The sequence below is a fragment of the Aquibium oceanicum genome (assembly GCF_001889605.1).
Taxonomy (GTDB): domain Bacteria; phylum Pseudomonadota; class Alphaproteobacteria; order Rhizobiales; family Rhizobiaceae; genus Aquibium; species Aquibium oceanicum.
On record NZ_CP018171.1, the window covers coordinates 5026047 to 5049046 of the forward strand.

The 23000-nt window shown below is 65.4% G+C and carries 19 protein-coding genes; 7 read left to right on the top strand and 12 right to left on the bottom strand.

Annotated elements, in window-relative coordinates:
• Nucleotides 1-100: 100 nt before the first annotated feature.
• The 4 genes from acnA to tcuA (BSQ44_RS24690) all read right to left on the bottom strand — a co-directional run bounded on the left by acnA (nucleotide 101) and on the right by tcuA (BSQ44_RS24690) (nucleotide 7000).
• On the bottom strand, nucleotides 101-2806 hold the full coding sequence (gene acnA / locus BSQ44_RS24675; protein WP_072607659.1) for an aconitate hydratase AcnA: 2706 nt from the start codon (nucleotides 2804-2806) through the stop codon (nucleotides 101-103).
• A gap of 15 nt (nucleotides 2807-2821) precedes the next feature.
• Entirely contained in the window at nucleotides 2822-4210 is a 1389-nt protein-coding gene (locus tag BSQ44_RS24680) for an MmgE/PrpD family protein (protein ID WP_157894690.1), read from the bottom strand.
• A 148-nt stretch (nucleotides 4211-4358) separates the two neighbouring features.
• Nucleotides 4359-5321, bottom strand: a complete 963-nt coding sequence (locus BSQ44_RS24685) for a LysR substrate-binding domain-containing protein (RefSeq protein ID WP_072607660.1) — start codon at nucleotides 5319-5321, stop codon at nucleotides 4359-4361.
• Between the two features lie 161 nt (nucleotides 5322-5482).
• Entirely contained in the window at nucleotides 5483-7000 is a 1518-nt protein-coding gene (gene tcuA, locus BSQ44_RS24690) for an FAD-dependent tricarballylate dehydrogenase TcuA (protein ID WP_072607661.1), read from the bottom strand.
• Nucleotides 7001-7426: 426 nt separating this feature from the next.
• Here tcuA (BSQ44_RS24690) and BSQ44_RS24695 point away from each other — a divergent pair, with 426 nt between their 5' ends.
• The 5 genes from BSQ44_RS24695 to BSQ44_RS24715 all read left to right on the top strand — a co-directional run bounded on the left by BSQ44_RS24695 (nucleotide 7427) and on the right by BSQ44_RS24715 (nucleotide 11929).
• Nucleotides 7427-8860 (top strand): serine dehydratase alpha family protein, encoded by a 1434-nt coding sequence (locus tag BSQ44_RS24695; protein ID WP_072607662.1) that lies wholly within the window; start codon nucleotides 7427-7429, stop codon nucleotides 8858-8860.
• Between the two features lie 14 nt (nucleotides 8861-8874).
• Nucleotides 8875-9522, top strand: coding sequence for a 4-carboxy-4-hydroxy-2-oxoadipate aldolase/oxaloacetate decarboxylase (locus BSQ44_RS24700; RefSeq protein ID WP_072607663.1), 648 nt, complete (start codon nucleotides 8875-8877; stop codon nucleotides 9520-9522).
• Nucleotides 9519-10193 (top strand): RraA family protein, encoded by a 675-nt coding sequence (locus BSQ44_RS24705; RefSeq protein ID WP_210187905.1) that lies wholly within the window; start codon nucleotides 9519-9521, stop codon nucleotides 10191-10193. Before BSQ44_RS24700 ends, BSQ44_RS24705 begins: the two co-directional genes overlap by 4 nt.
• A complete protein-coding gene (locus BSQ44_RS24710) occupies nucleotides 10190-10852 on the top strand; it encodes an RraA family protein (RefSeq protein ID WP_072607664.1) in 663 nt (220 codons plus the stop codon). Before BSQ44_RS24705 ends, BSQ44_RS24710 begins: the two co-directional genes overlap by 4 nt.
• Nucleotides 10853-10945: 93 nt before the next feature.
• Nucleotides 10946-11929: a MurR/RpiR family transcriptional regulator gene (locus tag BSQ44_RS24715; protein ID WP_072607665.1), complete on the top strand. Its 984-nt coding sequence runs from the start codon at nucleotides 10946-10948 to the stop codon at nucleotides 11927-11929.
• Here the strand turns inward: BSQ44_RS24715 and BSQ44_RS24720 are convergent.
• The 3 genes from BSQ44_RS24720 to BSQ44_RS24730 all read right to left on the bottom strand — a co-directional run bounded on the left by BSQ44_RS24720 (nucleotide 11898) and on the right by BSQ44_RS24730 (nucleotide 15470).
• On the bottom strand, nucleotides 11898-12884 hold the full coding sequence (locus BSQ44_RS24720) for an NAD-dependent epimerase/dehydratase family protein (RefSeq protein ID WP_072607666.1): 987 nt from the start codon (nucleotides 12882-12884) through the stop codon (nucleotides 11898-11900). The genes BSQ44_RS24715 and BSQ44_RS24720 overlap by 32 nt on opposite strands.
• An 83-nt stretch (nucleotides 12885-12967) precedes the next feature.
• Complete coding sequence (locus BSQ44_RS24725) at nucleotides 12968-14476, bottom strand: aldehyde dehydrogenase family protein (protein WP_083534914.1); 1509 nt, start codon at nucleotides 14474-14476, stop codon at nucleotides 12968-12970.
• 187 nt (nucleotides 14477-14663) lie between these two features.
• Nucleotides 14664-15470, bottom strand: a complete 807-nt coding sequence (locus BSQ44_RS24730) for an N-acyl homoserine lactonase family protein (protein WP_072607667.1) — start codon at nucleotides 15468-15470, stop codon at nucleotides 14664-14666.
• A 171-nt stretch (nucleotides 15471-15641) separates the two neighbouring features.
• Between BSQ44_RS24730 and BSQ44_RS24735 the strand changes: the two genes are divergently transcribed.
• Nucleotides 15642-16349: a 4-carboxy-4-hydroxy-2-oxoadipate aldolase/oxaloacetate decarboxylase gene (locus tag BSQ44_RS24735; protein ID WP_072607668.1), complete on the top strand. Its 708-nt coding sequence runs from the start codon at nucleotides 15642-15644 to the stop codon at nucleotides 16347-16349.
• 39 nt (nucleotides 16350-16388) lie between these two features.
• Here the strand turns inward: BSQ44_RS24735 and BSQ44_RS24740 are convergent, their stop codons facing one another.
• From BSQ44_RS24740 to BSQ44_RS24760, 5 genes are all read right to left on the bottom strand, one after another.
• Entirely contained in the window at nucleotides 16389-17708 is a 1320-nt protein-coding gene (locus BSQ44_RS24740; RefSeq protein ID WP_072607669.1) for a TRAP transporter large permease, read from the bottom strand.
• The gene (locus tag BSQ44_RS24745) at nucleotides 17705-18199 is read right to left on the bottom strand and encodes a TRAP transporter small permease subunit (RefSeq protein ID WP_072607670.1); all 495 of its coding nucleotides are present in this window, start codon (nucleotides 18197-18199) and stop codon (nucleotides 17705-17707) included. Before BSQ44_RS24745 ends, BSQ44_RS24740 begins: the two co-directional genes overlap by 4 nt.
• 138 nt (nucleotides 18200-18337) lie before the next feature.
• The gene (locus tag BSQ44_RS24750) at nucleotides 18338-19417 is read right to left on the bottom strand and encodes a type 2 periplasmic-binding domain-containing protein (protein ID WP_072607671.1); all 1080 of its coding nucleotides are present in this window, start codon (nucleotides 19415-19417) and stop codon (nucleotides 18338-18340) included.
• Nucleotides 19418-19644: 227 nt separating this feature from the next.
• On the bottom strand, nucleotides 19645-20382 hold the full coding sequence (locus BSQ44_RS24755; protein WP_072607672.1) for a cyclase family protein: 738 nt from the start codon (nucleotides 20380-20382) through the stop codon (nucleotides 19645-19647).
• Between the two features lie 51 nt (nucleotides 20383-20433).
• Entirely contained in the window at nucleotides 20434-21363 is a 930-nt protein-coding gene (locus tag BSQ44_RS24760; protein WP_210187906.1) for a LysR substrate-binding domain-containing protein, read from the bottom strand.
• Nucleotides 21364-21481: 118 nt separating this feature from the next.
• On the opposite strand from BSQ44_RS24760, the gene tcuA (BSQ44_RS24765) reads away from it, so the two are divergent.
• Nucleotides 21482-22978, top strand: coding sequence for an FAD-dependent tricarballylate dehydrogenase TcuA (gene tcuA, locus BSQ44_RS24765; RefSeq protein ID WP_072607674.1), 1497 nt, complete (start codon nucleotides 21482-21484; stop codon nucleotides 22976-22978).
• The last annotated feature ends 22 nt before the right edge of the window (nucleotides 22979-23000 follow it).

The following is a 23000-nucleotide window of genomic DNA, read 5'->3' on the forward strand; positions in this document are numbered from 1 at the left end:
GTCGGACGGCGGCAGTGCTGGATTAAGAGGGGCTCTGGCCAGCCGGGATCAACACCGACCCACATTGGCTGAAAACGCAAGGCCTCGTGCCGTTCGAGAGCTACTGGACGCCGCCTACAGCAACGCTGCTCCCCTCCGTGTTCCGTACCAGGTTTCCGAGGATAAAAGGCATCATGCCGCCGGCGCGCAGATAGTCTATCTCGACCTGCGTATCGACGCGCAGGACAAGGGGGATTTCGCGGACCACACCATCCGCCTTTCTGACCACGAGGGTGAGGGATTGTCTTGGTCGGACGTCCCCCTCCACGCCTATGAGCGAGAACATTTCCGAACCGTCGAAGCCCAGGCTCTCGGCGGTCATCCCGGTGGGAAACTGGCATGGAAGCACGCCCATGCCGATCAGGTTCGAGCGGTGGATGCGCTCGAAGCTCGAAGCGACGACCGCGCGCACGTCGAGGAGCCGCGTGCCCTTCGCTGCCCAGTCGCGGGCGCTTCCGGTGCCGTATTCCTCGCCGGCCAGGACGATCAGCGGCACCCCCTCCGCGCGATAGCGCAGGGAGGCGTCGTAGATCGACATTTCCTCACCCGAAGGCTGATGGCGCGTGACGCTTCCTTCCTTGCCCGGCACCATCAGGTTGCGCAGCCGCACGTTCGAGAAGGCGCCGCGCACCATCACCTCGTGGTTCATGCGGCGCGAGCCGAAATTGTTGAAGTCCTTCGCCTGAACGTCGTGCTCCGACAGGTAGCCGCCGGCCACGGAATCGCGGCCGATGCTGCCGATCGGCGAGATGTGGTCGGTGGTGACGGAGTTGCCGAGGATCGCCAGCGCCCGCGCGCCCTTAATGTCGGTCAGCACGTCCCGGCGCATCGCGTCGTCCAGGAAGGGTGGCTCCTTGATGTAGGTCGAGCGGTCGTCCCAGGGAAACAGCCGCCCGGTCTCATTGGGGATGTCGGCCCAGTAAGGGTTGCGCGCGGTGAAATCGCCGGAATAGGTCTCGCGGTAGAAGCCGGGATCGGCGGCCTGGGCCATGGCCCCGGCCAGTTCCTCGCGGCTCGGCCAGATGTCCTTGAGATAGACGGCATGGCCGTCCGCCCCAGTCCCGATCGGATCGCGCGTCATGTCGATGTCGACGGTGCCGGCGAGCGCGAAGGCCACGACCAGCGGCGGGCTGGCGAGGAACGACGCCTTGACCATGCGGTGGATACGCGCCTCGAAATTGCGGTTGCCCGACAGCACCGCGCAAGCCACGCCGTCGGACGAGCGGATCTCTTCCTCCAGCGCCGCATCGAGCGGCCCGGAGGCGCCGACGCAGGTGGCACAGCTGTATCCGGCGACCGCGAAGCCCAATTCGTCGAGCGGGTCCTGCAGCCCCGTCTCCTCCAGGTAGCGGCTCACCACCAGCGAGCCGGGCGTGAGCGAGGTCTTGACCCAGGGCTTCGTCGTCAGCCCCGCCTCCACCGCCTTCTTCGCGACCAGCCCTGCGGCCAGCATGACGCTCGGATTGGAGGTGTTCGTGCAGGAGGTGACTGCGGCGATCACCACGTCTCCGTCGCGAAATCCGCCGTTGCGCGGTTGCGGCGCCGGGCGCGCATAGCCGCCTTCGCCTTGTGGCTTGACCAGCGTGTCCTCGAAGACGGACTTCACCTCCGACAGCCCGATCCGGTCCTGCGGCCGCCGGGGCCCGGCGACGCTCGGCTGCACGTCTGCGAGATCGAGCCGGAGCAGCCTCGTGTAGGCGACCTCGCCTTCCTTGGGCGCTCCGAACAGCCCCTGGGCGCGGTAGTAGCGTTCGGCCGCCTGCACCATGTGTTCGGTCCGGCCGGTCTGGCGCAGGTAGCCGATGGTCTGTTCGTCCATCGGGAAATAGCCGATGGTGGCGCCGTACTCCGGCGCCATGTTGGCGATGGTTGCGCGGTCGGGGATGCTGAGCGTCGACACGCCCTGTCCGTGGAATTCCAGGAACTGCCCGACCACCTTGGCTTTGCGCAGCATCTCGGTGACGTGGAGCACCAGGTCTGTCGCGGTGACGCCCTCGCCGAGTTCGCCGCTCACCTCGATCCCGACGACGTCAGGCATCAGGAAGCACACCGGCTGGCCGAGGATTGCGCCCTGCGCCTCGATGCCGCCGACACCCCACCCCACGGTCCCCAGTCCCGATATCATGCAGGTGTGCGAATCCGTCGCCACCATCGTGTCGGGCATGCACACGCCGTCCTTGACCAGGAGGCCGGGCGCCAGAAATTCGAGGTTGAGCTGATGCAGGATTCCCGCACCGGGCGGGAAGAGCCGGATACCCTCATAGGCCTGCACCGCCCATTTGACGAACTGGTAGCGCTCGTGATTGCGCTGGATGTCGAGTTCCATGTTGCGCAGCTTGGCGTCGGGGAAGCCGTAGAAATCGACCGTCAGCGTGTGGTCGAGCGCCATGTCGACGGGCACGGCCGGTTGCACGCCTTCGACCGGCAGGCCGAGCCGGTCCATGCTGGAGCGCATCGCAGTGAGGTCGCCGAGCAGCGGAATGCCCGCCGCGCAGTTGAGCGCGACGCGGCCGACGGTGAAGGGGATTTCCTCGGTGCGCTCGGCAACCGGCTGCCAATTGGCCAGCGCCCGCACCTGGTCCTCGGTGATGCGGCGGCCGTCGCAGTGCCGCACCAGCGATTCCAGCACGACGCGCAGCACGACCGGCAGGCGGGTGTGATCGCCGACGCCCGCCTCCTTCAGCGCCGCGAGCGAGTAATGGTCGGTCGCGCCGAGACCGGGCAGGTCGATCTCCCGTCGGGCGATCGCATCGAACGGATTGGTCATGGGGCTTTGCTCATCTCATGAGGCTTTCGGGGCGGCGCCCAGGAGTCGCGTCAGGTCCGCGAGGCTCTCCAGGCCATCGACCTGCGAGACCTTGCCCGCGAGCGCGCGTGCGTCGTCCTGGCCCAGTACCTTTCGCGCCAGGATCAGGAACTTCTGTTCAAGTTCAGCATCGCTGCAGGGATCGGCCGGCGTGCCGCGGCATTCCGGAACGAACATCCGCCGGACGCTCCCGTCGGCGAGCGTGAGTTCCACATCTGCGGCGAATTTTGCCGGATAGACCGCTTCGGCTTCCGGGCTGACATAAATCTCGACCTTCGACTGGATTTCGCGCATCGCCGGCTCCGACAGCCGGTCTCCTCCGTATTCCGCCGGGTCTTTCGGATCGCCGAGAAGCGCCAGCGCGGCGCAGAACGGGATCGAATACTGCGCGCCCATCGTATCGACCGGCGCGGGGTTGCCGTTGTTGGCGGCCGCATAGCTGCTGACGCCGACCTTCACGGACGCGACGTCTTTCGCCGCGAATGTCCGATCGCCGCGCATGTCGGACAGCACCTGCACGACCGGCTGGATCCAGCCGCAGATCGGATAGACCTTGAACCAGATGTCGCTGATCGCCCACTTCGAGCCCAGCCCATCGGTCAGGCGCTCCGGCGCGGCGGTCGCGCCGCCGAAAATCTCCAGCAGTCCGAACCTGCCGTCGATGGCGTAAGGCGGCCCCGAAAAGCCTCTCCGGACAAGCTGGCAGGCGCGAACGCCAGCCTCGGCGCCGCGCCCGAGATGCAGCCGCTTGACCATGCCGCCGCCGTCGCCCGAGGCAAAAGCCTTGATGCCGGAGGCCGCGGAGCAGGAAACGCCGATCGCAGAGGTCAGCTGCCCAAGATCCAGGCCCGTGACCTTGCCCGCCGCCATTGCTGCTGCGACGGGCGCCGTCAGGCTCGTGACGTGGAAGCCGAGCCGGGAGGGAGCGACCCCCATCGCGACCGCGACGCGGTGCATGATCTCGTATCCGGCGACGATGCCCAGTATCACCGCCTCGCCGGACGCACCGGACGCCTCGGCCGCGGCAAGCGCGGCGGGCACGACCGCGGCGGCCGGATGGATGATCGAGCTGGCGATCAGGTCGTCGAGTTCATAGCCGTGGATCGCCAGGCCGTTGCACATGGCTGCGGCCGGCGCCGAGAGCCGGGCGTCGTGGCCGATGACGGTGCAGTTTCCCGCACTCCGTTCCTCGATCATCTCGGCAGTCAGGATGCACGACCAGGGCTGGAGCGTCCCGAACAGCCCGCAGCCCAGCGCATCCAGCAGGCACTGCCGCGCCTTGGCGCGGACGTCTTGCGGCAGCTGGTCGTAGGTCAGGTCGTGGAGGAATTCGATGAGGCCCGTCGACCGATATGCTGTCGCCACTGTTCCCGCGTCCCGGAGTTGCACCGTGTCCATGCCCGCGCGCAGTTCCACGACGAGCCGGGGACGGACCTGCGTCCTCCCCGCAACACCGGCACGTTAGGGCCGAGGCCCCGGTCGGAACAACGCCGAAATGCTCATACTGGTATCGCTACTTTCCATCGCCGTCGTCCGGCTCGGCGCGGCTGTGCACCGTCTCCTCGCGGCTGGCGCGGATGCGCTGACGGGTCAGCTCCGGCGACAGCTTCAACATGAAATCGACCTCGATCTTCCGCAGGTACGAGCTCTTGCGGAACGCGACATACGCCATGCTCGACGGAAACAGATGGCTGACGTCGCGCGCGACGAGGTTCTTGTCGCGCTCGGGGTCGAAGGCGATGGAGGCGGTGATGGCGATACCGAGACCAATGTTGACGTAGGTCTTACCGACGTCCGAATCGACACCGGCGAAGGGAACGAGCGGCTTGATCCCTTCTTTTGCAAACGCGTCCATGATCGCCCAGCCACCGCTCCGGAAATGATCGTGGCCGATCAGGGGATGCTTTGCCAGTTCCTGGAGCGTGATGGTCTCGAGCTTGGCGATCGGGTGATCCTTCGGCGCGATGACCGAGCGCTTGATGCTCAGGATCGGCAGGCGCACCAGCCCGAGAAAGCTCTTCTGCGGCTCGGTCGACACGCCGAGATCGGCACTCCCCGCCTGGACGTACTCGCTGACTTCGGTGGGATTGCCCTGGAGCAGGCCGATGCGGACGTTGGGCTGACGGGCGAGGAACTCGCGGATCACGTTCGGCAGGACGTAGCGCGCGAAGGTGTGGGTGGTCGCGATCGTAAGCCGGCCGCCCTTCTCCTCGTTGTAGTCGTCGCTGATCTTCTGGATGTCGTCGATCTCGCGGAAGATTCGTTCCGCGTTTTCGATCAGTTCCAGCCCCGCGGCGGTCGCGCCGACGATGCGGTTGCGCGTGCGCTCGAAGATGTCGAAGCCGAGCTCGAGTTCGAGCTGGCGGATCTGCTTGCTGATTCCCGGCTGCGAGGTATTCAGCGCATCGGCGGCGGCCGAAATGTGGTTTCCCCGGCGATAGACCTCGAGGACGTACTTCAACTGACGAAGCTGCATGGATTGATCAATCTCGTGGCGACCGCCGGCATGAACGAACGCCAGCCGGTCGGCACTGCGGCGGTGGCGGTGCCGGAGTATCGCCACGGGCACGGAGAATTACAACCGATCGCCGATTGCGCGCGGGAAGCTCCCCTCCCCGCGCCTCCACCGTAGTGGTTTTACTCCGCCGCCTTTTCGACGGCTTTCATGACCGCCGCGGCGGCATGACGCCCGGCGAGGCGGCCAAAAACCGCGCCGCTGGTCAGGCCCGTGGAGCCGGGATAGTTGAAGTAGAACAGGCCTCCGACCATTTCGCCTGCCGCATAGAGCCCCGGTATGGGCCGATGGTTGACGTCCCTCACCTGCCCCTCGGTGGTGATGTTCAGCCCGCCGAAGGTGAAGGTGATCCCGCAGGTCACGGAAAAGGCCTCGAAGGGCGGGTTCTCCAGCGGGATGGCCCAGTTCGACTTCGGGATCGCAAGGCCCTCGGTGCCGCGCCCGTCCTTGACCGTGGGATCGAACGGCTTGTCGCGCTTAACCGCCGCGTTGAACGCCTTGATCTCCTTGATCAGCTGTTCGGAATTCACGTCGTCGAGCTTTTCCGCCAGTTCCTCGATCGTGTTGGCCGTTATCTTGGTGACTCGGCGCGCGCTGTATTCGGGACGCAGAAGGTGCGTCACCGACGAATCGAAAATCTGCCAGGCGAACTGACCCGGCTGCTTCATGACGATGTGGCCGTACTTGGCGTAGGTGTAGTTGCGGATGTCGGCGCCTTCGTCGAGGAAACGGCGTCCTTCCGCGTTGACCATGATGGAAAACGGGTAGCTGTCGCGTTCGTAGTCGTCGACGGTCGACATGTCGCCGAAGTCGCTTGCATAGCGCTCCCAGCTGACGGCATGGCAACCCGACCAGTGGCCACAGGGCTGCGCGCCGATCTTCAGCGCCATGTTCAGCCCGTCGCCGGTGTTGTATTTCGAGCCGCGAACCTTCGCCAGGTCCCAGCCCGGACCGAGATAGCGCGTGCGCCACTCGGTGTTGGCCTCGAAGCCGCCGCAGGCGAGAACGATCGACTGGGCGAAGATCTTCGTCGACTTGCCGGCAATCTGCACTTCGACGCCGTGGACACCTTCATCGGACGAGATCAGGTCGCGCACCCAGGCATCGTATACGATCTCGATGCCCTTCTGCTCCGCGGCCTTGAACAGGGCATCGACCATCCCGCGTCCACCGCCGGAAACCGCCAGCGTCGCGCCGCCCCAGAATTTGTAGCGGCCGTCGACCTTGAATGACTGGCGCCCGAATTGCGGCAGGAAGCGCAATCCCTGGTCCTTGAGCCAATGGACGGTCTCGTTGCTTTGACGCACGAGGATTTCGCAAAGATCGGGATCGGTGCGGTTCTCCGTCACGCGGGCCATGTCGTCGAAGAAATCATCCTCGGAATAGGTACCGAAGTCGCTCTTCTGTTCTTCCTCCGAGAGATCGGGCGACAGCGCGAGAATGTCTTCGGCGCCGTTGTAGACGAACCGCATCAGACCTTCGGTGTAGGCCGTGTTTCCGCCGCGCTCCTCTTCCGGTGCCCGCTCCAGGATGACGACGCTCACGCCGCGTTCAGCCGCGGACAGTGCCGCGCACAGCGCCGCGTTGCCGCCGCCGACCACGATCACGTCATAACTTTGGTACTTTTCGTCAGGGTGCATGTTTTGTTGTTCGCTGCATGAGGTCTACTGGAAGGCTGGAAAACCAATCTTCAGGTTCGTGCCTCGACGTAACATTCAACCGTTCGATGACGTTAGAACGCTTTGTCATCCTGGTATGGTGAAACAGCCTCGCATTGCGCATCCACGCGCTCCGGCCGCGAGGGCACTCCGGCGGCGGTGCCTTGGTTCGATCGGGATTTCCGGTGGAAACGCCGGTTTTCGCCTCCAAAGCCCAGCCCGCTGCATGAACTGAGGCAATTACGCTGCCAAAACGGCAGACCGCCAAAGGCGCTGATAGAGAAATGAAACATTCGTTACATCATTTGCCAAAATGAACGATCCGTGTATGTTGCCGCTACGACACCGTGCCGCCGATGCCCGACCCGACGCATTGCGCGCGGCACGCCCGATCGCCAGGAGGCTCCCATGTCACTCAGCTTGCTCACCCAAGACCATCTCGACCGCGTCGCCATCGAGGTCGAGAAAGGTTTTCTCACCATCGGTGAACTGATCGCGCTCGGCACCGAGCTCGACCTGCCCATCAGCCAGGTCGTGGTCGCCGAAGCCATGATCCGCGAAGACAAGGACTTCGATCTGGTGACCGAGGAGTGCTTCGCCGCCTTCGCCCACAACATGCGGGCGTTGGAAAAGGGAACAAAGGACGGCAACAGCTTCGTGCTCGGCACCGTGGCCAGCGATCTCGCCAAGCAGGACGTCGGCGTCCTGATCGGAGACGAATTGATCGACCGCGCGCTGGTCTATACGCTCGCCACCGAAGTCGGAAACCACGAGGTCGGCCTTTCGCCCTGCGCCGGCACCGGCGACAGCTGCCCCTATACCGGCCTTCTCAAGGCCCTGATGGAAACCGGCGTCGACCTCCCGCGCGTCAAGCTGACGGCGGCTCTGATCCTCAAGGTCGGCAGCATCTACCGCGCCGGCAAGGCCACCACGGGCTGCAACATGGAAGGCTACGGCGCGGGTTCGCCGGCGACCGCTGCGGCGCTGACCGACCTTCGCGGCGGCACGGCCGAGCAGGTCGGCAAGGCCATGGTTCTGGCCATCTCGCCGACGCTCGCGGTCCCCTGCACGCCGCGCGTCATCACCCGCGGCCTGTGCGGCGCGCATATCGGCAGCGCCATCCTGATCGGCAACCTCGCCTCCAACCTCATCCTGAAGAGCACCATCCCGGTCGACATCGACGTCGACGTCATGATCGCCATGGCGGCGCGCATCCACCGCGAGGCGGCGCCGGTGATCACGGCGGTCAACGTGAAGTACATGCGCCCCTATTTCTCCAAGCGGCCACAGGTCGAGGCGCTCCTGTCCAAGGAGCAGGCGGTCGGGCAGGACGACCCGTCCAACATCATCCTCGCCGAAGCACGCGAGGAACTGCACGCCATGCTGGAGAGCAGCCGCCCGCTGACGCGCACGATGGGCGAGATCGTCGTCGGCGGCAGCTCGATCGCCGTCGGCTCGCCGACCAACATGGCGCGGATCGCCCACGCCCTAAAGAAGGGCAGCATCAAGCAGGTCGACATCGAACTGACCAAGGATCTCTACAACCGCCGTTCCATCAACGTGCCGGCGATCCTCATGGGCGCGATGTTCGGATCGCACACGTCGGACGGCGACATGTACGGCAAGGTCATGGACCTGCCCGCCATCAAGAACATCAACATCACACTGTCGGAGATCGAGGAGCCGGAGGTGCAGCGCATCCGCCTCACCACCGACCAGGGCTCGGTGTGGATCGACTCGCGCAACCGAGGTGGCGCGCGGGTGGCGATCGTGGACTGCAATCCGTCGATCGAGGCCGCGCTCGCCGCTGCCAAGGATCTCGGCATCCAGGTCGTCAGCTGAGCCGACGCAACAGGATGTCGCTTTCCCATACCCGCGTGGGGGCCGAGCTCGTCTCGGCCTTCTCCACCATACAGGCCGCAACCATCCACGAGGCGCAAGGCGGGACCGGCGCCGTGACGGCAGAGATCCGGCCTCTCGACCGGGCGATGTCGCTCTGCGGCCCGGCGCTGACGATCAAGATGCCGCCGGCCGACAATCTGGCGCTCCACCAGGCGCTCTATCTCGCCGAGCCGGGCGACGTGCTGGTCGTCGACTGCGGACGCCACATGGAGGCCGGCCAGTGGGGCGGTATCCTGATGGAGGCAGCCAAGGCGCGCGGCATCGCCGGGCTGATCACAAACGGGTCGGTGCGCGACACCGACGAGCTGATTGAAGGGAACTTCCCGGTCTTCAGCCGCGGCATTTCCATCAAGGGTACGGCCAAGAACCCCGGCGCGCGCATCGGCGAGCCGATGATATTCGAAGGCGTGAACGTGGCGCCCGGCGACCTCGTCCGCGCAGACGCCGACGGGATCGTCTTCGTGCCGAAGGAGTCCGCCGCCGCCGTCCTCGAAAAATCGCGCGCGCGCATCGCCAAGGAGGACGATTTCACCCGTCGCATCCGCAACGGCGAGACGACGCTCGATCTCTACGGTTTCCCAGCCTATTCGAAAGCAGGATGATGGACAGCGCAGACTTCGATACGAGATTCCGCGCGCGGCTGCATGCGCTTTCGACCACCAATCTCTCCGACGCCATGGATTCGGTCGGCATCGCTGGGGCCGTGATCGGCGTACGGCCGATGTTCCACTCTCCGCGCGTCGTCGGGCGGGCCGTAACGATCAAGATCACTGCCGCGGGCGAAAAGAAGTCCGGTGCCCATCTGGGCGTCGAGGCCATCGCCTCCGCTCAAGGCGGCGACGTGATCGTGGTCAGCAACCATGGCGACGTGAAGAACAATTGCTGGGGCGAGGTCCTGTCCTGTGCAGCCAAGGTCAAGGGCGTCGGCGGCGTGGTCGTCGACGGCGCGGCGCGCGACATCGATGCCTGCGAGGAAATGGGCTTTCCCGTCTTCGCCCGCGCAGCCGTCCCCATCACCGCGCGCGGCCGGATCATGCAGGAGGCCTACAACGTCACCGTTCGCATGGGTGACGTCCAGGTCAGCCCCGGCGACGTGGTGGTCGCCGACATTAACGGCGTCGTCTTCATCCCTCCGTCGAAGCTCGAGGACGTGGTCGCCCGCGCCGAGACGCTGATGGAGAAGGAAGAGCAGATGAAGGCCGACCTGCTCGCCGGGATGGACGTCCTCGAGGTCGACCGAAAGTACAACTACGAGAACATGCTGAAGAAATGACCAGCCATCCGCACCAGACCCTCATCGACGCCTTCTCCGAATTCTCGACCTCGACGATATCGGACGCCTGCGACAAGCTCGGCATCGCGGCCGGCTGCCTCGGCATTTCGGCCGTCAGCAAGTGCCGCCGCATGGTCGGCACGGCCTATACGGTACGCTACGTGCCCGTCGGCGAGACGAAGGGCACCGTCGGCGACTACATCGACGAGGTCCGCCCCGGCGACATCGTGGTGCTCGACAACCAGGGCCGCACGGATTGCACGGTCTGGGGCGACATCCTGACCATCGTCTCGGGCGCGAAGAAGATCGCCGGCACGCTGATCGAAGGCGTCTGCCGCGACCTCGACGGCATCGACGAGAACGACTACCCGCTGTTCGCCCGCGGCGTCTTCATGATGACCGGCAAGGACCGGGTAATGGTGGACGGAACGCAGGTGACGGTCTCCGTCGGCAACCGCCAGGTTCGGCCCGACGACATGATCATCGGCGATGCGAGCGGCGTTGTCGTGGTGCCGAAGGAACGCGCGAAGGAGGTGCTGGAGATCGCTCAGTCGATCGAGGCGGCCGAAAGCGCCATCGTCGACGCCGTGCGTGGCGGCGCCAGCATAGCCGAGGCGCGCCGGGCGCACGGCTACCACACGCTCCAGACCAAGGGCTGAAACCTGGCGGTCGTGTTGTAAGCTATCTCGCGGCGGCTATACTCGCCCTCGTTTCGACATGGCCTGACGGCCGAAAGAGAAGAGCGCCGCGCATTGGCCAGATCAGGTGGAAAGCGGACGAGGTCCGATCCCCGCGACACGTTCGCATTCGCGCCCGAGCCGATCCGCCGCATCGGCGAGACGCTCGGCGACCTGACAATCAAGCAGAAGCTGTTGGCGCGTTTCATGCTCCAGCATCCCGAAAAGATCGGCTTCCTGTCCATCCGCGATCTCGCCGAACAGGTCGGTGTGTCGACCGCCACCGTGTCGCGTCTCTGCTCGCAGCTTGGCTATTCGGGCTACGACGAACTGGGACGCGAGGTGCAGCAGAGCCTGCAGTACGAGATGTCGACGCCCGCCCGGCTGCGCATGCTCAACGACGTCGCCGACCAGGCCGGCGATGCGCCGCAGACCGCCTTCGACCGGGTGGTCGACATGGAAACCCAGAACCTCCTGCTTTTGCGCCGCATGGCGGACCGCGACATGCTGCTTGGCTGCGTGGAAGAGTTGCACGACGCCGAGTGCGTGCTCGTCGTCGGCTCGATGGGATCGACAGCACTGGCGGAATACTTCGCCTACGCGCTCGGAAAGGTGCGCCGCTCTGTGCGGCTCGCAAGCTCGGGCACGGGTTCTTCCGACTGGCTGGCGATTTCCAATGCGGCCGCGGGCACGCTGGTCATCCTGATCGGATTTCCGCGCTATCAGCGCCGGACCATCGAGATCGGGCAGCACGCCAAGGCGCGCGGCGCGCGCATTCTCGCGGTCACGGACCAGGAAAGCTCGCCTCTCGCGCGCCTCGCGGACCTCGTCATCCCCGTGCCGATCAGCCTCTCGACGGTCGTCGATTCCTTCGCGGCCCCGGTCGTGCTGATCCATGGACTGGTGGTCGAATACGGCGAACGCTACCGGGCGGAGGTGCAACAGCACCTCCTCGGGTTCGAGCAGTATACCCGCGACCTGTCGGTCTGGCCCGAAACGCCGAAGCGCGACTCCGCCTTGCCGCCCGTTACGCCTGAGCCGAACCGGACCAGGCGATGATGCGGCGGATGCCCTCGTCGATGCCGATCGAAGGCTTCCAGCCGATCTGGTTGATGATCTTGTCGTTGGAGAAGTTCAGCCGGCTGGAGACCGTCGCGCGGATCTTGCCCTCGATCTTCTTGTGCTCCGGCTTCAGGTCGGAACCCATCTCCTTCAGGATGATCGCGACGAGATCGTTGAGCGACGTCGAGACGCCGGTCGCGACGTTGTAGGATTCGCCGGTGACATCGGCCTCCATCGCCATCACGTTGGCGCGCGCGATGTCATGGATGTGGATGTAGTCGTGGACCTCGCTGCCGTCATCGGGGATTACCGGCCGCTCCGACTTGCGGATGGCGTCGATCGTATCGACGATATAGGCCGAGTTCACCGCGCGGCGGTGCTGGCGCTCGCCGTAGACGGAGGAATAACGCAGCGACACGAAAGGCACGCCGTAGCGCTGCGAATAGAGGCGGCCGAGGTTTTCGCCGATGATCTTGGAGCCGCCGTAGAGCGCGGCGCCGGGCTGTTGTCCCGACCACATCCACGGCGCCTTCTCGGTGGTGACGTCCTCCTCCGTCTCGCCATAGACCGCGACCGACGAGGAGAAGATCACCTTCACCCCCGAGCGGTACCGCGCCGCCTCGCAGATGTTAAGCATGCCGGTGACGTTGACCGCGAGGCCGAGCGACGGGTTGAGCGACAGGGGCAGCGTGAGGAAGCCGGCGACGGCGAAGACGCCGGACGCGTCCTCGAAGGCATCGAAGAGTTCGTTGGTGCGCAGGATGTCGCCACGCACCAGCACGACGCGGGGATCGGACACCAGCCCGCTGACGGTGCTCTCGGTGCCGAGCGAATAGTTGTCGAACAGCACCACCTGGCGCGCGCCCGCTTCCAGCAGGTGCTGGGTGATCTCCGAGCCGATCTGGCTGAGCCCGCCCGCGATGACGAATTTGTTGCCTTCGATCCTTGCCATGACGTCCTTGCTTCGATGTTTTCAGCGAGGCCGCGCCAGAACGCAGCCACAGTTCAGTCGGTGCCGCGTCGGCCGGCTGGCCGTCACAGCATGATGTGGATGGATTTTTCTTCGGTGTAGGAGATCATCTCCTCGAGGCCCCGCTCGCGTCCGGTGCCGCTGTTCTTGTAGCCGCCATACGGCATGCCGCGGACATGTGCGCCGACGCCGTTGATCCAGACGTAGCCGTTTTCCAGCGCCCTCGCGGTCTTCATCGCCTTCGTGATGTCGTTGGTCCAGACGGCCGCCGTCAGCCCGAGGTCGACGCCGTTGGCCATCTCGATCATCTCCTCCTCGGTCGACCATTTCATGATCGACAGCACGGGTCCGAAGATTTCCTCACGGGCGATGCGCATGTCGGGGGTAACGTCGGCGAAGACCGTCGGCTCGACCCAATAGCCGGTCTCGAACTCCCTGCCCTCCGGCCGCTTGCCGCCGCACAGGAGGCGCGCACCGTCGTCGATGCCGGACGCGATGGCCGCCCTCACCTTGTCGAACTGCGCCGCCGAGTTGATCGGTCCCATCTGGCTGTCGTCGCGGAAGGGATCGCCGACGCGGATCGCACCGACGGACTTAGCCACTTCGTCGACAACCTCATCGTAGAGGTCGGCGTGCACCATCAGGCGGCTGGTGGATCCGCAGGACTGGCCCTGCCAGCCGAAATTCATGCCGCTGACGGCGGCCTTCGCGGCCTTGGCGGCGGGAGCGTCCGGATAGACGATGAAGGGGTTCTTGCCGCCGAGTTCCAGCGACACGTGCTTGACACAGACCTCCGCGGCGGTGCGCTGGATCGCCATGCCGGTGCGCGCCGAGCCGACGAAGGAGAGCCGCTTGATCCTGGGGTGCCGGACCAGCGCCTCGCCGGCCTCCTGCCCACCGGTCACCACGCTCACGATGCCGGCTGGCAGGACCTCCGCCGCCACCTCGCCGAAGATCGACGCCGACAGCGGGCTCTGCTCCGACGGCTTCAGGATGATGGCGTTGCCGGCCATGAGCGGCGCGCCGATGCCGCAGAGCGCGAAATAGATCGGGTGGTTGAAGGCCAGGATGCGCGCGCAGACGCCGTAGGGCTCGCGGATGGTGAAATGCAGGTTCTTCGCCGTCGACGGGACGCTCTGACCCTTCAGCTCGTAGGCGATGCCGACGAAGTAGCGCAGGCGTTCGAGGCCGTTGGCGAGGTCGTTGCGCATCGGCGTGATGGTGTTGCCGGTATCGGCGACCTCCAGGGCCAGAATCTCGTCCGAGCGTTCCTGGAGCCTGTCGCAGAACTTCAGGAGCAGCGCCGCGCGCCGGTTCATGTCCATCGCCGCCCATTCCTTCTGAGCGGTGAGCGCGGCCTCGACCGCGGCGGCGACGTCGGCGGTATCTGCCATCGGCACGCGGCCGATCGGTTCGAGGTTCGCGGGATTGTGGCTGTCCAGCCAACGGCCGCTGGCGCTTTCGACCATACGTCCGCCGATCAGCATGCGTCCGTCGTGGAAGGCGCTTCCCTTGGCCGCGCCTCTGGTTTCCGAAGTGACGTTCACCGCAAGCCCCTCCCCTGAAGCAGCCATCTAGTTCGTTCGCTACCGCCGGTCATGATCGCCCTTCTGGCCACGGGCGGGACCGGGATGCATGCACCATTGCCGGACATCGCTCCGGCTAAAACAAGGCCTCGTATCTTCCCGGACCCGCCATGCCGCAATGACCGATCGGACATACTGGTATGCGCCGCCCAGCCGGCGTATCGGATCCGGCCGCTCAAGATTCCCGCCCGTGCGGCGGCATGTCGACGCGGACGATCCATCCCTCCGTGCCTGCCCGCAGTTCCGGGTAGCGCTTCAAGACCTCGGGATCGTGTCCGGGGATGACGTGGTCGTCCGAATTCGTCAGCGAGCGCAGGCGCCGGAAGCCCCGCTGCATTGCCTCGAGGTCGAACACGGCCGGAAAGGGCCTGCCGGTCTCGAAATTGGCGAAGAAATGCGTGGCGTCCGATGCCAGCACCACCCAGCCTCGCGCGGTGCGCACGCGAACCACCTGCAGCCCGTCCGTATGACCGCCGATGTGATGCACGCTGATGCCCGGCGCCAGCTCCGAATCCCCCGAATGGAAGGCGACGCGTCCCTCGAAGAGGCTGCGCACCATCTGACCGACGTCGCCGGCCTCGTAGTGATGCGCATGATCGTGCGTGCACATGTGCGGTCCGGTGCAGAACGCCATCTCGCGTTCCTGGACGTGGTAGGTCGCGTTTGGAAAGAGCGGCGTGTTGCCTGCGTGGTCGTAATGCAGGTGGGTGAGGATCACGTGACGCACACTGTCAGGCTCGACGCCTGCGGCCGCGAGGCCTTGCCGCACCGGCGTCACGATATGGCGGGAGCGCTTTTGCGCGGTCTCGTCGCTGAAGCCGGTGTCGACGACGTAGGAACCCTCGTCGCCCTTGATCACCCAGACGAAATAGTCGAGCGGCATGTCCACGTCGTGGATGTCGCCGCCGATGAAGTTTTCCGTCGAGCGCCTGGCCAGATGGCCGTAGCGGATCGCGAAAATCTCGTAGCTGCCCCGCTCCATCCGCTACGCGTCCCGAACCTTCATCACTCGCGGCGAGCCGCCGAACCGCGACAGTCTAGCGCTCCCCTCCGGGCCGGTGCCAATCGCCGCGGGCCATAGCAGTATAAGCGTTCGGTTCTGACAAGCGCGGACGGAACCGTCTAGATCGTCCTGAATCGGGAGGGCCAGACCATGTATGGACACATTTTCCACACCGTGAGGCGTCCGGAACCGCGCCTGCTCGAGGCATTCGCCAAGCTGCCGAGCGCGACGATCTCGGATGCGATGGGTCGGCACGGGGCGTTGAACATGTCGATCCGGCCGCTCTACGAGAACATCTCGATGACTGGGTGCGCGCTGACGGTGTTGTGCTTCCCCGGCGACAACATCATGACGCATCGCGCGTTGCAGATGGTCCAGCCGGGCGACGTGCTGGTGATCGACGACGGCGATCACGACACGGGCTGTTTCGGCCACAAGAGCGCGATGCTGGCGCGGTCGCGCGGCGGGACGGGTGCGGTGATGAACGGCTCGATCCGCGACGCCAGGGAACTGCGCGCCGACCGATTTCCGATCTTCTGCCGCGGCGTGTCGCCCCGTGCGCCGCAGAAGAACACGCCCGGATCGATCAACGTCCCCGTCACGCTCGGCGGCATCGTGATCCAGCCGGGCGACATCCTCGTCGGCGACGACGACGGGGTGGTCGTCGTACCGCTGGCTTCTGCGGAGGACATCCTGGCCAAGGCCCAGGCGCGCGATGCGCAGGAGCAGAAGGGGCCGGCAAAATCCGGCGAACTGCCGCTCGATCCCGCGGGCGCCCGGCTCGATCTCGACAGGATGCTGGAAGGCAAGGTCGTCCATCATCACGACCTCGTCGACTGGGGTCTTGGACGGCGCTGACCAGCGACCGGTCGCGCTCCCGCCGTCTGCGGGCACCGGTCAGTTGCCGTAGAGAACCTGCGGCAGCCAGGTTGCGAGGCCGGGAAACAGGATCACCAGAGCCACCGTCGCGGCCTGCATGAAGATGAAGGGTATCACGCCCCGGTACATGTGCTTCAGCGTGATCGATTTCGGCGCGATACCCCGCAGGTAGAAGATCGAAGGCGCCATTGGCGGCGTCAGGTAGGCGGCCTGCAGCACGATCAGGAAAACCACCGCGAACCAGAGCGGGTCCACGCCCGATGCCTTGACCAGCGGCATGGCGATGGGGATGACGATCAGGATCACCGAGATCAGGTCGAGCACGAAGCCGGCGACGAAGGTCAGGAGCAGGATCAGCGCGATCGAGGCCCCGCCGGTAATCCCGTAATCGTTCAGCAGCGACTGCATCGCCCGCATCCCGCCGGTCGAATAGAAGACGGCCGAAAAGATGCTGCCTGCCAGCACGATCATGATGATCATCGCGGTGACACCGAGCGTGCGGAAGAGCGCGTCCTTCATCACCGCGAAGGTCATCCTCCCGTGCAGGACGGCCAGCACGAAACAGCCGGCCGCGCCGCACGCGGCGGCCTCGGTGGGAGTTGCCCAGCCCGCGAGAATGCTGCCGAGAACGACGACGATCAGGGCGACCGGGGGAAGCAGCGCGGTCGCCGTGATGAACAGCTTGGCGCCGAGGGAATGATCATCGTCCTCGTCGAATTCGGCTAGGGGGGCGAGTTCCGGCTTCGCGAAACTGATGACCAGGATGTAGAGCAGGAAGAAGCCGGCCATGACGAGACCCGGCATCATGATGCCCGAAAACAGGCTCCCCACCGGAAGCGAGGCGATCGGCGCCAGCACGATGACTGTGATCGAGGGCGGGATGATCGTGCCGAGCGATCCGCCGGCGCAGATGGTGCCGGAGATGAGTTCCTTGGAGTAGTTGTACTTGAGCATGGCCGGGATCGCGAGCAGGCCGATGACTGTCTCGGTCGCCCCGGCGACGCCCGTCGAGGCCGCGAAGATCGTGCTCATGACGATGGTGCCGATGGCGAGGCCACCCGGCAGCTTGCGGGTCCAGATGTGCACCGCATCGTAGAGACGCTCGGCAATGCCGGAGCGCTGCAGCAGCGCTCCCATCAGGATGAACAGCGGAATGGCACCGAGGACGTAGTTCGACCCGACCTCGTTCACCTTGGAGACCATCAGCGCGACGATCTTGTCGCCAAAGCGCAGGTAACCGAAGACGAGGCTCACGCCCAGCATCGAGAAAGCGATGGGAAATCCGAGCGCGATCAGGAGGAAGAGCGTCGGAAACATCCAGATCCCGAGAAAACTCATATCAGGCCGGCCTCGGCTCTTTCGGGTTCGTGCGATTGCCCGGTGACGAGCGTGCGCACGCAGCGGATCACCTCGACCAGCGCCTGGAGGGACAGGATCGCGAACCCCGTGAACAGCACCGCGCGGAGGGGCCATACCACCGGGTTCCAGGACGACACGCCGCTGACCTCGCCCGAGCGGTAGGCGCGTAGCGCGTACTGGAAAAGGCCGTTGCTGACGGCGATCGCACAGGGCAGGAAAATGGCGTAGCCGACCAGGTCGACGACGGCGCGCCAGCGCAGGCTCAGGCTGCCGTAGATGAAATCGACGTTCACATGCTGGCGGTACTTGAGCGCGTAGGCGAAACCGAGCGAGAAGATGCCCGACATCATCATGTAGCTTAGTTCGAAGGCCCAGATCGTAGGCGCGTCGAACACGTGCCGGCTCAGGACCTCGTAGACCATGGCCACCACGAGCGGCACCATGAGGGCCGCGCCGATCACCGCGGCCATGTCACTCAATCGTTCCAGTTTGCTCAGCACGTGCGTCGAACCATCTGTGGCCGGTGCGGTTGATCCGATCGAAACGGGGCGGGGCCGGTCATCGGATATGGCTCCGACGGCCGATCCCCGGTCCCCGTCTTGGTCGGCTCAGTCCCGCGTCTGCCCGATCGGCAGGCGGAACTCGCCCCAGACCGACAGATGCTTCTGTGTCTCGCGCTGGCTGTCGTAGGCCTTCTTGAACCACTCGTTGGTCGCCGCCTGCTTCTCCGCCCAGGCGAAGGACGCTTCCTTGGCCTTGGCGATGAAGGAGGGATCGAGTTCGACGAATTCGACGCCCTTGGTCTCGTGCAGCTTGCGCCAGGCGTCGAGGTCGTTGTCGCCGTAGGCCAGGAAGCTCTCGTAGGTGTTCAGCTTGCCGGCGAGCCTGATGGCTTCCTTGTCATGGTCCGACAGGGTCTCCCAGGCATCCTTGTTGAACATGCACTCGTTGAAGCTGGCGGGCTGATGGATGCCCGGCACGATGATGTAGGGCGCGATCGTCTGGAAGCCGGCGCTGAGGTTGATACCGGGGCCGCCCCACTCGACCGCGTCCACGACCCTGCGTTCCAGCGCGTCAAAGACTTCCGGTCCGGGCAGCACGACGGTCGTGGCACCCAGTTCTGTAGCAATCTCTGCCCAGGCTCCCGAGGTGCGCATGCGCAGTCCCTGGAAATCCTCGAGCGTGCGCACGGGCTTGTGCGAGTGCAGGAAGATCTCGGTCTCGACGATGTTGCAGGGGATCGAGACGACGCCGAACTTCTCCATGCGCCATTCGGCCAGCAGCTCCTCGCCGCCGCCCTTGTAGAGCCAGAACATGTATTCTTCCGGCGTCAGGCCACCCGACCAGCCGGCGAAGACGACGCCCGCCTTGTCGATGCCGATGTCGTAGGCCATCCAGTTGAGGCCGACTTCGGCGAGCCCGTTCTGCACCGTTTCGGTGACTTTCAGCGCCGGGCCGACCATCCCGGGTGCGGCGACGTCGATCTTGACGCGGCCCTCGGTCAGGAATTCGACGCGCTCAGCGAAATTCTTCGCGCCGACTTCCATCCAGATGCCGCCGGCATGCGCTGCCAAAGTCCACTGAACGTTCTCGGCCCGCGCCGCCGTCGCCCCCGCCGAGACCCCGAAACCGACGGCCGCGGCGGTCACAGCCGCGCGAACCAGTGACCCATGATTGAGATTGCCCATGATGCCAGTCCTCCCTTGAAAAGCGAACGCTAAGTTGGAAAGACAAGAGGGGCAAATACTGGAACTTCCTCCCAGAATGCCATTTCGGCATACTCAAGCCGTTCGCCCGAAACCAGGAATTGGCTCTGGGCGCCGGCGATCCACAGTCGTAAAAACGCGCCGCGGCGCTGCGTTTCAACGATGCTTTCGACTTCGAACTGCCCGGGTCGGCAGGCTGCCGGCCTGCTTCAGTCCTCAGTGACTGCCCTGAACAAGGCCCTGACCGGCGCGCCGTCGGATCCCTCAATGTTCAGCGCGTTGAACAGGAACTCCACGCGCCGTCCGGCCAGCGCGCCGTGGCCGCGCAGATGCTCGCAGATCAGGATGCCGCGGCTCAGCAGCGCCCGGTGGACAGGCCAGTCGAACCCTTCGGGACGCAGATCATAGACGAGGTCCGGCGTGGCGTAGTCGCAGGCGAAGAGCTTGATCTTCTGTTCCACCAGCCAGTGCGCCGCTTCGACCGACAGGCTCGGGTGGCGGTCGTAGGCCGGCGTGCCGAAGCGCCTGTCCCAACCGGTGTCGATCGCCAGGATGTCGCCCTCGCGCAGTTTCGGCGACATGGATGTCAGCCTCGCCAGCGCGATGACCTCCTCCGGCTCGCAGGAAACCGACCAGACGACGCCCGGCCCGTGCAGGCGGTCGAGCGGGATGTCCTCGAAGGCCGGACCGTCGAGATAGTAGTGCCGCGGGGAATCGATATGGGTGCCGGCATGCACCACCATCTTCAGTTCGGTCACGTTGAAGGGATGGTCCGGCATCTCGCGGACCCGCCGGAAGGAAGGCTTGTCGAAGATCGACGCACAGGGCATTCCCGGCTCGACACGGTAGGACAGGTCGATCCAGGGCCCCGCCGGCACCCCCGGCTCTTGCGCCGCGAACTCGTTCCAGCCGAGCCAACCGGTGCCCTGCTGCACCGCTTCACACATGATGGCCTCCCAGAGAGAAATCGGCGGACGGCGCGCCGCGAAAACCTGCCGTCAGTCGCGCGCGATCGCGCTCTTCAGCGCCGAGCGCACCGCCTTGAGGGTGAGCTTTTCGGAAAGCGAGGAGATGAATTCCAGCACGTAAGGCCGAATGTAGCTCGTCGGGCGCAGCGTGATGGTGGTCGTGCTCGGCGCGAAGAGGTGGCTGGCGTCGCGCGCTTCCAGACCGATGTCCTGTGCGGGATTGTAGGCAGCGTTGGTTAGGATCGCGAGGCCGAGATCGAGCAGCGCGTAGGTTTTCGAGACGTCGGCGTCGATCGCGCTCAGCGCGAACCTCGGCGTGCAGCCGGCGCGCTGGAATGCCTCCATCACCTTCCACCGGCCGCTGTAGCGGGCGTCGTAGGCGATGAGCGGATGGGCGGCGAGGTTCTCGTAGGTGAGCTCCGGCTCCGAGAAGATCGAGTGGCCTTTCGGGCCGACGACGATGCGGCTGATCTCGTTGCCCTGCAGGCGAAGCAGCTCGGGAAAGCTGCGCTGCGTCTCCGGCCCGACAGAAAAATCCGCCTCGCCGTCCTCGACCATGGCGCAGATGGTCTCCGGATCGCCCTGCTTGAGGATCAGCTCCACCTTCGGATAGCGCTTGATGAAGTTCACCACGATGTTGGGCAGCACGTAGCGCGCCTGCGTATGGGTGGTGGCGATCACCATCTGGCCCTGATCGAGCGCCTCCAGGTCCATCTTGAGTGAGCGCAGCGTGGCGACGTCCGCGGTCACCCGCTTGGCGATTGCCAGAACGTGCTCGCCCGGCTCGGTCAGCCCGATGATGCGGTTGCGCGTACGGCGGAAGATGTCGACGCCGAGCTCGCCCTCGAGCACCTGGATCTGGCGGCTGACGCCCGGCTGCGAGGTGTTCAGCGCCTCCGCCGCCGCGGACAGATGATTGCCCTGCTTGGCGATCTCGGCGACGTATCTCAGCTGCTGCAACTTCATCCGGGTATAACATCAGCAAATCCAAGAATGTCAACTCGTTCTTTGTATGCATACTCGGAGGCCCGTAACTGTCACGCTCGAAGAATGGTTCGAGACGGGGAAGAGCGCCTTTATGTCCGAGGACGCCAGGTACGACGTGATCGTGGTCGGTGGGGGAAACGCGGCGCTTTGCGCGGCCATTTCGGCCCGAAACGCGGGCGGCAGCGTCCTCCTTCTGGAGCGGGCGCCGGAGGAGGAACGCGGCGGCAACAGCACCTTCACCGACGGCAAGTTCCGAGCGGTCTACAACGGGCTGGAGGACGTCAAGGCACTGGTGCCGGACCTGACGCAGGCGGAGATCGACAGCACCGATTTCGGCGAATACACCGAGAACGACTTCTTCGACGACATGGCGCGCATCACCCAGATGCGGACCGACCCGGACCTGTGCGAAATCCTGGTGCGCAGCAGCCGTGACGCCCTGTTCTGGCTGAAGGATCAGGGCATCCGCTTCATGGCCAACTACGGCCGCCAGGCCTACAAGGTCGACGGCCGCTTCAAGTTCTGGGGCGGCACCACCCTGGTCGTCGCCGCCGGCGGACCGGGGCTGGTCGACGGCCTCTACAGGCGCGCCGAAAAGCTGGGCGTGGAGATCCGCTACGATGCGGCGGTGAAGAGCCTCCTGCATGCGGACGGGACCGGCGTGACGGGCGTGCGCGTCTTCATGGACGGCGAGATGAAGACGGTGCGCTCGAAGGCCGTCGTGCTCGCCTGCGGCGGCTTCGAGGCGAACGCCGAATGGCGCGCGAAATATCTCGGGCCGGGCTGGGACCTCGCCAAGGTGCGCGGCAGCCGCTTCAACACCGGCGACGGGCTGGCCATGGCGCTGCAGATCGGCGCGCAGCCGACGGGCCACTGGTCGGGCTGCCACGCCACGGCCTGGGAGCGCTACGCCGCCGACTTCGGCAACTCCTCCGACACCATTCAGTACCAGCGCCACAGCTATACGTTCGGCATCGTCGTGAACAAGAACGGCGAGCGCTTCATCGACGAGGGCGCCGACTTCCGCAACTACACCTACGCCAAATACGGCCAGGAAGTGCTGAGGCAGCCCGAGCAGGTCGCCTGGCAGATCTACGACGGCAAGGTGCTGCACCTCCTGACCGACGAGTACCGCTCGCGGCTGGTCACCAAGGTCAGCGCGGACACGATCGAGGGCCTGGTCGAACAACTCGACGAGGTGAACCAGGCGCGTCTGCTCAAGACGATCGAGACCTACAACGCCGCGGTGGATACCAGCGTGCCCTTCGACGCCAACAGCCTCGACGGCCGCGCCGCGAAGGGGCTGGCCGTGCCGCGTTCCAACTGGGCGAACCCCTTGGATACGGCGCCCTTCGAAGCCTACGCCGTCACCTGTGGCATCACCTTCACCTTCGGCGGCCTGAAGATCAATCTGGAGGGCCAGGTGCTGGACACGGACGGTAGGCCGATCCCCGGCCTGTTCGCGGCCGGCGAAATGGTGGGCGGCATATTCTATCACAACTATCCGGGCGCCAGCGGCCTGACCAGCGGCACCGTTTTCGGTCGCCTGGCCGGCGCAAGTGCGGCCGCGGCAGCATTGGCGGGGTAAGGAGGCGGCTCCGCCACCACGG